The organism is Paraburkholderia kirstenboschensis, from assembly GCF_032806925.1.
GTDB classification, from domain to species: Bacteria; Pseudomonadota; Gammaproteobacteria; order Burkholderiales; family Burkholderiaceae; genus Paraburkholderia; species Paraburkholderia kirstenboschensis.
Genome location: NZ_CP136512.1, coordinates 317878 through 330909, shown reverse-complemented (window position 1 = coordinate 330909; position 13032 = coordinate 317878). Strand labels below are relative to the sequence as shown.

Here is a 13032-nt window from a genome sequence, read left to right as displayed (position 1 = left end):
TTGGTCCGACGCATTCGCGCGAGTGAATGCTTTAGCATTGGTTTCAGCCGTGGCGTTGGCGACGGTGCGCTTCGACTTGAACAAAATGAGGGGAATGTCATGAACCGCCGTACATTTTGCACTTCCAGCACGCTCGCCTTGAGTGCCTATCTGGCCGGATGTACGACTGCATCGAGCCCCAGTGCGGCAGAGAACCAGAGCAAGCGCCAGGAGATCGATGCCGGTGCCGACGGCACCATGAGCCGGCTCTTCTCGATGGCACAGGGTTCCAGCGAACTTGCATCGAAAGCGCAGGGCATACTCGTGTTCCCGCGCGTGCTTGCCGCTGGGCTCGTTGTCGGTGCGGAGTACGGAGAAGGCACGCTGCGTGTCGGCGGAACATCTGAGGGCTACTACCGCGCAACGACCGCTTCCTTTGGTCTGCAGGCCGGCGCGCAGTCAAAGGCAATCGTGCTGATGTTCATGACGAAAGACGCGCTCGACAGCTTTCGTGCCAGCAAGGGCTGGACGGCCGGCGTGGATGGGTCGGTGGCGTTACTGAAAGTCGGCGCCAATGGCCGGCTCGACACCAATACGGGTCGGGCGCCTATCGTCGGGTTCGTGCTGACCAACGCGGGGCTGATGGTCAACGTTTCATTGGAAGGCACGAAGATCGGAAAGATCAATATCTAGCCGATGTCTGGCAGAACCCGGCAGCGCGAGGCCCGAACGAAGGGCCTCTTCTGTTTTAGCTTTCTGATCCCCGCGATTTGTCACGGCGTCGGTCGCTCGCGTTCTCGTGACCTTCCGCCGGACTTATTTGCTGATCTCCTGCGGCTCCACGGATATCGCGACCGCTTCGTTGTAGACGACTTCCACCTGGTCGCCTTTCTTGATGCGCTTGAACTGTTCAGGATCTTCCACGACGATATCGACCGAATTACCCTGCGGACCCTTCAGCGTCACCACGTTGGTCTGCGGGTTCAGAGCGACGACATTGGCCATCACCGTGATCGCGCGTGCGGCCGTCCCCCCGGGTTTTGCCCCTTCCGGTGCGCGGTTGAGCGTTTGACTCTCGCTGACTGTCGCGGGTCCGGTGGTTTTCTTCAGGCTAAGCGTGAGCGCCTGCGTGTACTCGGCTGCGACCGTATCGCCGAGCTTCAACTGGCTGAAGTTCCTCGCTTCTTCGCCGACCGTGACTTGCACGATTTTTCCCTTGGAGTCTTTCAGCCAGACAGTCCGGGTATCGGGCTCAATGCCGACGATGGTCGATTTCGTCTTGACCGTTCCCGTCACCGAAACCTTGCCCGGCTCTCTCGTCACTCCGTACTTCGGCGTCGTATCGGCGAGTACTCCATGTGACAAGGCCGCGGCCAGCGCGACGATAGCGAGCTTTGTGGTGTTCATGCTGATCTCCTCGAATGTCCGACCGGGGGGCCGCCGCGCCAATGACGCGGCGATGCCGTCACACGCAGGCATATGTGCTGCGCTATAACCAGGCGCTGTTCATTTGATCGTGTAGCCTCGCCCTTCCATACACGCGGCATACGCGCGGTTGAACGTATCGATGGCGCCTTGAGATTGCGCCTGACCGGACGCCTCGGCTGCGCGCCTGTTCTGCCGCGCCCTGGAGCCGCCGACCATGGTGCCGGCGACTGCGCCAATGGCCGCGCCTTTCCCGGCATCTCCGCCGATAGCACCGATCACGGCGCCACCGGCCGCGCCCCGCGCGGCACCATGAACGCGCTCACCACCGCCCACTGCGGGTCCCGATGGCGGCGGCGGAGCGTTGGCGACTGCCGCAGGGTCGACGCCCGTGTTGTTCTTGGCCCAGGAATAACACGCACCGTCGTCCTCCTGCTGCTTCTGGGCGCTCTGTCCTTTGGCGGGGTAGGCGATCGGCTTGGCCTGCGGCGCGCCGGGGCCTAGCAGTATGCAGATTGCGAAACCGTACACGCAGCACTTCCTTAGTGTGTTCACAGCACCTCCTCGGTCGGGCTATGTGCCGGTAGCGGCCCGTCACCTGATGATTGCGTTCAGAGGCCGACGCACACAATGAGACCATGGTCCTATTCGGCCTGCCATCGGCCTCCTGTACAGGCATTCGCAGTGACGCTGCTTTCACGCGCTATTACATGGGAGTACCGTGACCGGAATGTCGGGTAGTACAACCCCGCAATTCGCTTAGGACCAAAGTCCGATTCCAGGCGCCTGACCGGGCGTCTACGCTTGAGGGCGAGTACGGTCATGCACGCTGCCAATAGCGCTAACGCAGCAGTCTCGAATGCTTGAGGCTTGCTGTCGCCGGCTCTCGACCCGGAGGAAAACTTTTGTGACCAATGAAGCGCGCGCCGCAGGCCGGGCGACGGATGCGGTCGCGACCACCGGCTGGCGCTCGGTCTTTCCGCCTGCACAATGGCTCGGTTCCTATCAGCCAAAGTGGCTAATGAAGGATGCGATCGCCGGTGTCACGTTAGCCGCGTATGGCATTCCTGTGTCATTGGCTTATGCGTCGCTTGCCGGCTTGCCACCGCAATACGGCATCTACTGTTATCTCGCGGGCGGCTTGTTCTACGCGTTTTTCGGATCGTCGCGGCAACTTGCGATTGGCCCGACGTCGGCTATTTCGATGCTGGTCGGTGTCACCGTTGCGGGCATGGCGAATGGCGATCCCGCGCGGTGGGCCTCGATTGCCGCGCTCACTGCGTTATTGATTGCATGCATGTGCTGCATTGCGTGGCTGCTACGTCTAAGTTCACTCGTCAACTTCATCAGCGAAACGATACTCGTGGGCTTCAAGGCGGGCGCAGCGCTCACGATCGCATTGACGCAGCTTCCGAAACTTTTGGGCACGAAAGGGGGAGGTGAGTCGTTTTTCGAACGTCTCATCGTTCTCGGCGGACAGATTCCCGATACGACTTTGATCGTGCTGATTTTCGGTCTTGTCTGCATCGCCGTTTTAGTGTCAGGCGAAAAATACTTGCCGGGAAGGCCGGTCGCCCTCGCGGTCGTTGTCGTCTCGACCATTATTGTTTCCATCACTTCATTAGCGGCGCACGGCTTTTCTGTTGTAGGTGCGTTGCCGCGAGGGCTGCCCGAATTCCGTCTGCCCACGCTGCGCGTGCGAGACGTCGACGGCATTGTTCCTCTCGCATTTGCCTGTCTGCTGCTGGCTTACGTCGAGAGCGTCTCTGCTGCACGCGCGCTCGCGCAAGCCAATGGTTATGAGATCGATGCCCGGCAGGAATTGCTAGGCCTGGGTGCGGCGAATCTGGCCGCCGGGCTGTTCCAGGGCTATCCGGTCGCCGGTGGACTGTCCCAGTCTTCAGTGAACGACAAGGCCGGCGCACGGACGCCATTGGCGCTCGTGTTTGCATCGCTTACGATCGCCCTATGTCTGCTGTTTCTAACCGGGCTGCTCACGAACTTGCCGACCGTGGTTCTCGCGGCGATCGTGATGGTCGCGGTCAAGGGACTGATCGATGTGAGAGAGATTCGTCATCTGTGGCGCGTGAGTCGCTATGAGTTTGCAGTCTCGTTCGTCGCTTTCGCGGCGGTTCTGACGCTCGGTATTCTGAGGGGCGTGATCGTTGCGGTACTCGTTTCAATGCTACTGATTATCAGGCGAGCCGCGCGCCCGCATGTGGCGTTTCTCGGCCGCATTCGCGGAACCCGGCGCTTCTCCGATAGCCAACGTCATGCCGAAAACGAATCTATTCCAAACGTGCTCGTGTTTCGGGTCGCCGCATCGTTGCTGTACTTCAATATCGAACACGTACGTCAGACAGTATTAGCAAAAATCCGCGAAGTCAGCGAGCCGATCAGATTGGTGATTTGCGACCTGTCGAATTCGCCCGCGGTCGATCTCTCGGGTGCGCGCATGCTGGCCGCGCTGCATGGCGCATTACAAGCTGAAGGGATAGACCTGCGAATAGTCGGCGCACATGCTGAAGCGCGCGACATGCTCCGCGCTGAGAATCTCGAGGCACGTGTTGGCCCGATTGGACGCCGGCGCTCGGTGGCAGACGTTGTAGACGAATTCGAATCTGGCCGCGCGGCAGACGCGAATGGGTCCCCGCGAGACAAGGAACAAGCGGCCACGAAGGTCGTGAGTAAACCGGGCTGAACGGTTCATAAAATCACGCGCGTCGCGAGGCCGGGCGAGACGCGGTTCTATCGATTGGTCGCCAGCCTGTCTTAATCATGCAGCTTCGCTACTTCGGAGAGAGCGAAAAATGAATCGACTCCTACTGATTCCAGCCACCATATCTGTGCTTGTCGTATCCACGCCAATGTGGGCGCAGAGCAGCGCCGGTGCGTCGAATGCACAACACAGCGATAGCATTGTCCAGATGCATAACGAGGTTAGGGCCGCAAACGCCGCTTACAAGAAGAGAGTCCAGGCGGCGGACAAGGTTCGTAACGAGGAAGTCGCCAAAGCGCGCTCCGAGCGAGACAAAGCGATCGCGGCTGCACATTCTGGCGCGCCGCAATAACGCCGCTCGAGCGGGCAAGGGCGTAGTACGCACTCAACGCAGTTCGGCGGCAACGAGGAGAACGAGAGATGAACAGACCTACGGGCGGTGCCTCGCGCGTTTGTGCGATCGCCGCAGTTCCGGTTCCGGTCCCAGTTCCGGCTGCGGTTCCTTGTTTCTTTCCGGTCGTGCGTTTCGACCCGTCTCCTTCAATAGCGGGGCGCGGCGCACTCGCGCAGCTGCGACCGACGCGCTCGCTTGCTCACTTGTTCGTACGTTGCCTGACCGCAACTGCGCTGCTTGTCGTGAGTGCGGGCAGCGTCGCTTCGAATTTGAACTTCCTGAAAGACACTCCGATCAGCTTCATGAGAGAAGCTGACCGAAAGGCGCTCAACGACGCCGCGCAACAGGCGCTGGAAAAGAAAGACGGTGAGGTTGTTCGGTGGAGTAATGCGGGAACCGGTAACCCGGTTGCGATCAATGGCACCATCACGCCGCACGACACGTCGACGAAAGGTGACCGGACGTGCCGTACCGCGACGCTCGTGGCAAATGCGAAAGGTCAGACACAGAGTTGGACACCGACTGTTTGCAAGACGGCCGGCGGACCGTGGAAAATACTCAGGAAATAGCCGATCGTACGCACGCAGGCGTGCAGACGCCTAGGTGCAAGCGCGCCATATCCGGCGGCTCGTTCAATTTCAATTACAGTGCCGTGCCCCGCTGCGCAAGAGAGCAACGTAATTGGCGCGGTCAGAATCGTTCGGCCACGTATTTGAACGGATAGTCGGGCTCCTTGTATCCGTTCGGCTTTTGCCGGGCAGGTAGGGTGACCTTTTCGCGCGCGACGGTCTGATAGGGAATCTTTTGCAGCAGATCGCTAATGATATTGAGTCGTGCACGCCGCTTGTCGTCTGAGACCGCGACAAACCATGGGGCGAAATCGGTGTCGGACGCTTCGAACATTGCGTCGCGCGCACGCGAATAGTCGTACCACCGGCTGTACGACTTCAAATCCATGCCGGAGAGTTTCCAGACTTTGCGCCCGTCTGTGATGCGGCCTTCCAGACGGCGAGTCTGTTCTTCTTCGCTGACTTCGAGCCAGTATTTCAGCAGGATAATGCCGGAGTGAACGATTGCACGTTCCACCAGCGGGACCGCCTTGAGAAAGCTCACCGCTTCGTTTTCGGTGCAAAAACCCATTACTCGCTCAACGCCGGCGCGGTTATACCAGCTGCGATCGAAGATCACTATCTCTCCGGCTGCGGGCAAGTGAGGCAGGTAGCGTTGCACGTACATCTGGCTTTTCTCGCGGTCCGTGGGTGCGGGCAGCGCGACCACACGGAATACACGCGGACTGACTCTTTCGGTGATTGCCTTGATCGTGCCGCCCTTGCCGGCGCCGTCGCGCCCCTCAAAAACGATGCAGATCTTTTGCCCCGTTTGAACGACCCATTCCTGCAGTTTCACCAGTTCGACCTGCATTGGCGTCAGTTCGCGCAGATATTGCTTGTTGGATAACTTATCACGCTCACTGACGCCGTCCTGTTTGCTTTGGTGCTTCGTCATTGCAATCTCTCCGCGCGCGCCGCCACAGCCTCATTGATGATTCCCTAGAGTATGCGGCCGCGTCGCGGCAAGCAATGAGCCTTTGGTCCAATAGCGTGACTGGCTGTCCTGTTCTATCCTCGCGACATCCGACGGATGAAAGGGCAGACCAGGACGCGACCGCAGCAGCAGGGCAGCGCGGCGCTCGCATTCAACGCGCGTCTCAAACGAAACATCGACGAAGCCGGCATTGAGCTGCAAATGCAGGGATCGCTCCGTTGTTCGGGAAACCTCCAGATCGGAGCCGCGATGAGACGATCCGAAAGCAGAATAGCGTTCGCACTAGTCGGCGTATTTGTCTGGCTTGGAGTCTTTACGCCACGATACGCGGCCTCATCTATGACACCGGGTTGGTTCCGCTGGGGGGTGCTGGCAATCATTCTCGGCGCGGCGACATTTGTCATTGCGCTGAATCCGCTTGCGAATCGTGGTTCACGAAAATGACAGAGGCTATCTGTTGGGCAAGCTGCCATCGCAATAGCGGATGCGTAGCGCCCACGTGCATCGCCCACACGCCGGCTGAACTGAAGTCGTAGGCGGGACCGAAGCTCGACGGCGAGATCATTTGTGCCGTGGTCAACCCCTTTGCTGCCGAGGTGGCGGTACCACTATAAACATCGCGCGTTGCCTGGGTGGTTTGGATGTCCAGTACGCGTCGCCCGCAATCGTGCCGTTGCTGGTGCTTGCGACGCCGAGCGCAAGCGGGTATGCGCCTGCGGCCACCGTGCCCGTTGCATATGATTGCCGCATTGTCCCCGCATTGTCCCCGCATTGTCCCCGCGTTGGTTCCGATTAGTCCGCCAAGCGTGCCTTCGGCGGACACGTCCACATTGCTGTCCGAGCGCGTGATCGTGCCGTCGTTGCGCCCGATCAGGCCGCCCATGCCGGAGGCGTAGCTGTCGCCTGGCGCCAGACAATTGCTTCCGCTACCGCAGTTTTTTTCAAACTCACCCTACGCAAGCGGCGATTTATTGCCGACATCCAGACATGAGTTGCATCGCCTGAAGCAGGCGACGGGAAGAATTACCGAGCCCCATTTCTAGTGACATCTCCTCGATTGGCTTCAACGCCAATAGATAAGGATGTCGAACGAAATTGGCGCTCATCCCGGACACGCATCCCACATCCCTAATCGCGGATTTCTTCTGGGCGCGCCCCGGCGCTGGATTGCCTTGCCATGGTTAAACGACGTGAGTTTCTCGGCCTGCTGACAGCTGTCGGCAGCAGTTATGTGTTGAGCGCGTGCGGCGGCGGTTCGGGCGGAGGCGACGGCGGCACAGCCAATGCCGGCGTGACCAGCAGCGCGACGCCCGGTTCGAACGGCACGGGCACGAGTACGGGCAACAACGGAGCCCCGGTGACCACGGGAAGTCCCGCCAGCACACAGACCAGCGCGACGTCGACGGGCGCGAAGGGCGGCTCGTCGGGGTCGAACGGCAATGGCGGGGCATCGAACCACGGCACGCCTGCATCGGCGGACGGCACCTTGGTCCCGCCTGCCGCGTCGATCACTGACAACCAGGCGGCGGTCTGGACGCTCGTCGGCGGATCGGTCTACCGGAATAGCGCGAAAGCCGGCAACACCTATAACGTGTCCTTGCTGCTCTGGTATGGCGGCGGCATCTATTGCGACGGAACCGGAGGACAGTTCTACGGCTGGAACGGTTCCAACTGGTTCGCGTGCAACGATCCGCGCCTGGGCGGCACCTCGGCCGACGGCACGACGATTCCCGGCGCGTCGTACATCATCGATAAAGTGGGCGCGATCTGGAGCGTCGTGAACGGTGTCGTGCTTCGCAACAACGCCGCGGTCGGCGCCACAGCCAATGTCTCGCTGTTGCTGTGGTACGGCGGCAAGCTCTGGTATCGGGCAACGGGCGGCCAGTTCTACGTGTGCAACGACATCGACCAGTGGCTGCCGTGTACCGATCCGCGCATTTCCGTGGCGGCGTCGAGCGGCACGTTCCATGGCATCAACGGGCACTACGACTATCTGTATACGCCCGCAGAAGTCGTATCGATCATGAGGAACATGGGCTGCTCGACCTATCGCGTCGGCGCCACAGACGACCCGACGCAACTCGGCGCGGTGGTCAATCTCGCGCAGGCGTTCCAGGCAGCAGGGTTGACGCTGTTCGTGCTGATCGACATCGGTGTGCGGGACTGGAACGGCGTGCTCTTTTCGAGCGAATCGGTGGCATACACCCGGGGTCACTCATGCGGCGCGACAGTCGCTGCCGCGCTCGCGCCGTATGGTGTGGTCATGTACGAGTGCGGCAACGAGTTGACCCGCGACGCCGCCATCGTTCTCAACTCAGGCGATGCGGGGACGAAGGCGTCCGACTTCAACAATGCGAACTGGCCGGTCATGCGCGGTGTAATGCGCGGCATGATAGACGGCGTTAAATCGGTGCAGGCCACGGCGAAGTGCGGCATCAACTTCTGCGTCGCTGACATCGGCGCGGCCGACGCGTTGTGGGACGGCACGCAGCCCGACGGCACAAGCGGCTATCCGACGGTGCGCTGGGACCTCACGACGTGGCACAACTACGAGGTGTACGGCGACATCTTCGATATCGGCTCCGACGGCACCGGCCCCAGCTTCGATCTGCCCGCGTACTGTAAAGCGCGCTACGGTATGCCGTTTCTGCTCACCGAGTGGAACACGGGACCGGAGAAGACCCAGGCCTATCGCGCGGATTACATCAGTTCACGCTTGGCAACGTACTATCAGGCGAGAAAAACGAAGAACGTCCAGTCGGTGATGTACTACGTGCTCGATAGTGGTAATGCGACATATGGCTTGATGATAGCCGGCGCGATACTCAATTTGCCGTACAACGCGTTTGTCAGCTTCGTTGCGAGCCATCCCGACAACTAAGGCGGCAACTGAGCCGGCAACTGAGCCGGCAACCAAGCCTCGGGCTGGACGCGTGGCTCGCGATATCGACGGCGATTAAAGCCCAGTCCCGTGCTGCAAGCACCAATGGAATAAAGCGGCGAGAGCACGGCAACGAGCGGGCAGTGTCACCGTCAACTTCGCGGTCAACTGCTCCTGCTTACACTGGCTTCAGCAGTATCCGCCATTCCGGCAGGCTGCCTTTCTTGTCGATTGCATCGACGAGGGGCGCGGCGCGCGCGGCGAGTTGCTCCTGCACGTCGGCCACTGCGGTTGCGAGCGCGCTCGACATGCCGAGACCGTCGAGCATCAACGCGGCTTCGCGCATTTCCTCCGAGCGCCGCTGACCGTGCTCGACCACTCGTCCGATCAGATACGCTTCGTAGCCGTTGTCCCAGCCCACACCCGGAAAGGTGGCGGCGAGCGAAGCCAGCACGCGGCCGTCTACGTCGAACTGACGCGCGGCGAGCATCGACTGAACGCACAGTGCTTCCATGCCCTTGATCATGATGCTGCGGCAGAGTTTGATTGCCGACGCGAGCCCGACTTCCTGGGCCACTGCTTCGGAGCGCATGCCGGGTCCGTTGAGGAGCTCTGCCGTTTGCGCGGCGACGCGCCCCCCGAGCAGCATCGGCGCCCGAATGCCTTGCGGCGGCACGGGCGCCATGACCGCGGCTTCCACGTAATCGGCGCCGCTTTGCTGAATCACCAGGCTATTGCGCTGCTTGACCGCAGGCGATACCGAATTCAGATCGATGAACACCTGGCCCGCCGTAAGATGCTCGGCGGCGGCGCTTGCGACGGCTTCGGCCTGGCTCGCTGTGACTGCGGAGAACACAAGCTGCGCATCGCGCACCGCAGACGCAAGATCGTCAGCGATCTGGGCGCCGCTTTTCTCCGCCCGCTCGACGATCGCGCCGCGCGTGGACGCGTCTCGCAGCTTGATGTCGAACGCGCAAACCGTCCGCCCCGCCTCGGTGAATGCGCGCGCAAAGATGGGGCCGACTTCGCCGAAGCCGATGATCGCGATATGGCCGGCGGATTGTTGGATTGACTGAGGCATGCAGGAACTCCGGAAAGGGCCTCGCGATTCTCACGAGCGCGAAGCCGCCAGCAGCGACACGAACAGCACAGGCAGGCTGTCACCGCAGACGAACGTGTCAAACAGCCTGTGCGGAATGTTCGGCGTGAGCAAGCGTGTGAGCAGGAATTCACCGCAGGCGCGCCGCGTTGGGCCAGAAAGCCCAACGTCATACTCAGTCGGCGTAGCGAAGACCCAACTGCTTCAACGGCTCGCGCATCTGGTACATGTCGAGGCCGAGCACGCCGGAGGCAAGCTTCTCACGTTTCTGCCCTTCGTTTGCCTCGCGTGCGGTGGCTTTGTCGAGCGTGTCCTGTGCTTTCGCCGACGGCACCACGACCACGCCGTCCTGATCGGCGACGACCACGTCGCCCGGTGTGACGAGCGCGCCCGCGCAGATCACCGGAATGTTCACCGAGCCAAGCGTCGCCTTGATGGTGCCCTTCGCCGAGATAGCCTTGCTCCACACCGGAAAGCCCATTTCGGCAAGCACGCTCACGTCGCGCACGCCCGCGTCGATGATCAGCGCCCGTGCGCCGCGCGCCTTGAAGCTCGTTGCAAGAAGGTCGCCGAAATAGCCGTCGGTGCAGTCGGCGGTGACGGCTGCCACTACGATGTCGCCGGGCCGAATCTGCTCGGCTGCAACGTGCATCATCCAGTTGTCGCCGGGATGCAGCAGCACCGTGACGGCTGTGCCGCTCACCGGCGCGCCTGCATAGATCGGGCGCATGTATGGCTTCATCAGGCCCACGCGCCCCATGGCTTCGTGAACGGTCGCGCTGCCGAGAGCGCCCAGGCCGTCCGCGACGCGGCTGTCCGCGCGCGCGATGTTGCGATAAACCACTCCGAGTTCGTACATGTTCAACGTCCTTGTGCTTTGAGTGCGGCGTCGAGGCGCGGATATACTCGCCGCGCGTTGCCTTCGTAAATCTGGTAGCGCTGTTCCGGATTCATGGCCGCTGCCTCGACGTAGCGCTTCGTATCGTCGAAGTAGTGGCCCGTTTGCGGGTCGATGCCGCGCACCGCGCCTATCATCTCGCTCGCGAACAGAATGTTGTCGACGGGAATCACGTTCGTGAGGAGGTCGATGCCTGGCTGGTGATACACGCAGGTGTCGAAGAAAATATTCTTGAGCAGATGCTCTTCGAGCAGCGGCTTCTTCATTTCCTGCGCGAGGCCGCGAAAGCGTCCCCAGTGATACGGCACCGCGCCGCCGCCGTGGGGAATCACGAAACGCAACGTCGGGAAATCGCGGAACAGGTCGGACGTGAGGCACTGCATGAAAGCAGTGGTGTCCGCGTTCAGGTAGTGCGCGCCCGTGGTGTGAAAGCACGCGTTGCAGCTCGTGCTCACATGGACCATCGCCGGGATGTCGTATTCGACCATCTTCTCGTAGATCGGATACCAGTAGCGATCGGATAGAGGCGGGCTCGTCCAGTGGCCGCCCGACGGATCGGGATTCAGGTTGATCGCGACATTGCCGTACTGCTCGACGCACTTCACGAGTTCGGGAATGCAGGTGGCCACGTCCACGCCGGGGCTCTGCGGCAGCATCGCGGCGGGAATGAAATTCTCGGGGAACAACTGGCTCACGCGATAGCACAGCTCGTTGCAGATCGCGGCCCACGTGCTCGACACGTCGAAGTTGCCGATGTGATGCGCCATGAAACTGGCGCGCGGGCTGAACACGGTGAGGTCGAGCCCGCGTTCGCGCATCAGGCGCAACTGGTTCGTTTCAATCGACTCGCGCAACTCGTCGTCGGTGATCCGCAGCTCGGACGGCTTGGGCGCGTCGGTTGGGTTGCCCAGCGCGGCGATCTGGCGGTTGCGCCAGGCTTCCAGCGCTTTGGGCGCGGTCGTGTAATGACCGTGAATGTCGATGATCATCTATGTACTCCGAATTGAAATGCGCTATGACGAGATCTTTGGCGTGACCACTCGAGCGTTCTCGTTGGCCTGCGCTTGTCCCGAGGCGTCGGGATGCCCGTCGTTCGATGGATGATGCTCACGTCGCGCGTCTGCAGGCGCCGCGTCGACAACCGCCGCTTCGAGCACGGGCTCCGGGTCGCCGCCTAGCGCTTTCGTCACCCGCGCCGCGAATTCCAGCAGGCGCGGGCGGTAGCGCTCCATTTCCTCCATGCCCATGCGCGCGGACGGTCCGACGATGCCGAGCGCGCCCACCAGTTCCTGACCGACGCGGAACACAGGGGCCGAGATGCCCGACGTTTCGCGGTCGCGTTCGCCCATTGACAGATAGACGTAGCGCGAGCGGACCGTCTCGTAAGGCTCACCCGGTTCGCCCGCAAACGCGAGCAGCACGCGCCCGCCCGCGCCGCGTTCGAGCGGCTGAGTGTCGCCCTGCTGCACTTCCGCGCGAATCGAATGGCGCGATGCGATGCGGTACAGGCACACGCGATGATCGCGCTCGCGCACATGAAACGAAACTGCTTCGCCGGTTTCCGCGCTGAGTTCCTTCATGGCGGGCAGCAGGACGTCGCGCAGATCGAAGCCGGCTTCGTAGACGGCGCTTAGATGCATTGCCGCCGAGCCGATCCAGAAGCGCCCGTCGTCGCGGCGAATCAGAAGCTGGTGGTGGCAAAGCGCCTGCGCGAGCCGCGAGAGCGTGCTCTTGTAGAGCCCCGTGCGCTCCGAGAGCTGGGTGAGCGTGAGCGGTTCGTCGTCGCGCCGAAAGGCAAAGAGAATCGACGCCGCGCGATCGAGAACGTCGATTCCACTGGCCGTGACGCCTTGCGGCGCGCGCACGGTTTCGCTGTTGCGGGGCATATATCCGTCTCCAGTTAGTTCTATCAGATAGAACCAATACTCATCAGATGGAACAATGCTATTCCGATCGCTTTGCGCCGTCAATCGCGCAACTGAGCGCCGTGTCAGTGATATCCCGGAGCGACAGCGGATGATGGTATCGCTACCATCGCATTCATCCCGAAAAGCTCTGTCCCGCCGGCAAACCGTGCGGCGCGATGGTAGCG

12 protein-coding genes are annotated in these 13032 nt (G+C 61.5%); 5 read left to right on the top strand and 7 right to left on the bottom strand.

The window, feature by feature from the left end:
• Positions 1-99 precede the first annotated feature (99 nt).
• Positions 100-672, top strand: a complete 573-nt coding sequence (locus RW095_RS10120; RefSeq protein WP_317018836.1) for a BPSL1445 family SYLF domain-containing lipoprotein — start codon at positions 100-102, stop codon at positions 670-672.
• A gap of 123 nt (positions 673-795) precedes the next feature.
• Here the strand turns inward: RW095_RS10120 and RW095_RS10115 are convergent, their stop codons facing one another.
• A complete protein-coding gene (locus RW095_RS10115; RefSeq protein ID WP_317018834.1) occupies positions 796-1386 on the bottom strand; it encodes a hypothetical protein in 591 nt (196 codons plus the stop codon).
• Between the two features lie 99 nt (positions 1387-1485).
• Entirely contained in the window at positions 1486-1935 is a 450-nt protein-coding gene (locus tag RW095_RS10110) for a glycine zipper family protein (RefSeq protein ID WP_201701979.1), read from the bottom strand.
• Positions 1936-2311: 376 nt separating this feature from the next.
• Between RW095_RS10110 and RW095_RS10105 the strand changes: the two genes are divergently transcribed.
• On the top strand, positions 2312-4105 hold the full coding sequence (locus RW095_RS10105) for a SulP family inorganic anion transporter (protein ID WP_317018833.1): 1794 nt from the start codon (positions 2312-2314) through the stop codon (positions 4103-4105).
• 654 nt (positions 4106-4759) lie between these two features.
• On the top strand, positions 4760-5086 hold the full coding sequence (locus RW095_RS10100; RefSeq protein ID WP_317018831.1) for an RT0821/Lpp0805 family surface protein: 327 nt from the start codon (positions 4760-4762) through the stop codon (positions 5084-5086).
• 121 nt (positions 5087-5207) lie between these two features.
• Here RW095_RS10100 and ppk2 read toward each other — a convergent pair whose 3' ends face one another.
• Positions 5208-6023, bottom strand: coding sequence for a polyphosphate kinase 2 (gene ppk2, locus RW095_RS10095; RefSeq protein WP_317018830.1), 816 nt, complete (start codon positions 6021-6023; stop codon positions 5208-5210).
• A 135-nt stretch (positions 6024-6158) separates the two neighbouring features.
• On the opposite strand from ppk2, the gene RW095_RS10090 reads away from it, so the two are divergent.
• Positions 6159-6506, top strand: coding sequence for a DUF2964 family protein (locus tag RW095_RS10090; RefSeq protein WP_317018828.1), 348 nt, complete (start codon positions 6159-6161; stop codon positions 6504-6506).
• A gap of 733 nt (positions 6507-7239) precedes the next feature.
• Positions 7240-8943 (top strand): hypothetical protein, encoded by a 1704-nt coding sequence (locus tag RW095_RS10085; RefSeq protein ID WP_317018827.1) that lies wholly within the window; start codon positions 7240-7242, stop codon positions 8941-8943.
• Between the two features lie 178 nt (positions 8944-9121).
• Here RW095_RS10085 and RW095_RS10080 read toward each other — a convergent pair whose 3' ends face one another.
• The 4 genes from RW095_RS10080 to RW095_RS10065 form a co-directional block, all read right to left on the bottom strand.
• Positions 9122-10024 (bottom strand): NAD(P)-dependent oxidoreductase, encoded by a 903-nt coding sequence (locus RW095_RS10080; protein WP_317018825.1) that lies wholly within the window; start codon positions 10022-10024, stop codon positions 9122-9124.
• 193 nt (positions 10025-10217) lie between these two features.
• Positions 10218-10901 carry a 4-carboxy-4-hydroxy-2-oxoadipate aldolase/oxaloacetate decarboxylase gene (gene ligK, locus RW095_RS10075; protein WP_317018824.1) on the bottom strand — a complete coding sequence of 228 codons (684 nt, stop codon included), beginning with the start codon at positions 10899-10901 and terminating at the stop codon, positions 10218-10220.
• 2 nt (positions 10902-10903) lie between these two features.
• The gene (locus tag RW095_RS10070; protein WP_317018823.1) at positions 10904-11929 is read right to left on the bottom strand and encodes an amidohydrolase family protein; all 1026 of its coding nucleotides are present in this window, start codon (positions 11927-11929) and stop codon (positions 10904-10906) included.
• A 24-nt stretch (positions 11930-11953) separates the two neighbouring features.
• A complete protein-coding gene (locus RW095_RS10065) occupies positions 11954-12826 on the bottom strand; it encodes an IclR family transcriptional regulator (RefSeq protein WP_317018822.1) in 873 nt (290 codons plus the stop codon).
• Positions 12827-13032: the final 206 nt, after the last annotated feature.

Excerpts from the sequence above, each read along its gene's own strand:
- RW095_RS10120 (WP_317018836.1), top strand. The coding sequence starts at position 100 with ATGAACCGCCGTACATTTTGCACTTCCAGCACGCTCGCCTTGAGTGCC.
- RW095_RS10115 (WP_317018834.1), bottom strand. The coding sequence starts at position 1,386 with ATGAACACCACAAAGCTCGCTATCGTCGCGCTGGCCGCGGCCTTGTCA.
- ppk2 (WP_317018830.1), bottom strand. The coding sequence starts at position 6,023 with ATGACGAAGCACCAAAGCAAACAGGACGGCGTCAGTGAGCGTGATAAG.
- RW095_RS10090 (WP_317018828.1), top strand. The coding sequence starts at position 6,159 with ATGAAAGGGCAGACCAGGACGCGACCGCAGCAGCAGGGCAGCGCGGCG.
- RW095_RS10085 (WP_317018827.1), top strand. The coding sequence starts at position 7,240 with ATGGTTAAACGACGTGAGTTTCTCGGCCTGCTGACAGCTGTCGGCAGC.
- RW095_RS10080 (WP_317018825.1), bottom strand. The coding sequence starts at position 10,024 with ATGCCTCAGTCAATCCAACAATCCGCCGGCCATATCGCGATCATCGGC.
- ligK (WP_317018824.1), bottom strand. The coding sequence starts at position 10,901 with ATGTACGAACTCGGAGTGGTTTATCGCAACATCGCGCGCGCGGACAGC.
- RW095_RS10070 (WP_317018823.1), bottom strand. The coding sequence starts at position 11,929 with ATGATCATCGACATTCACGGTCATTACACGACCGCGCCCAAAGCGCTG.
- RW095_RS10065 (WP_317018822.1), bottom strand. The coding sequence starts at position 12,826 with ATGCCCCGCAACAGCGAAACCGTGCGCGCGCCGCAAGGCGTCACGGCC.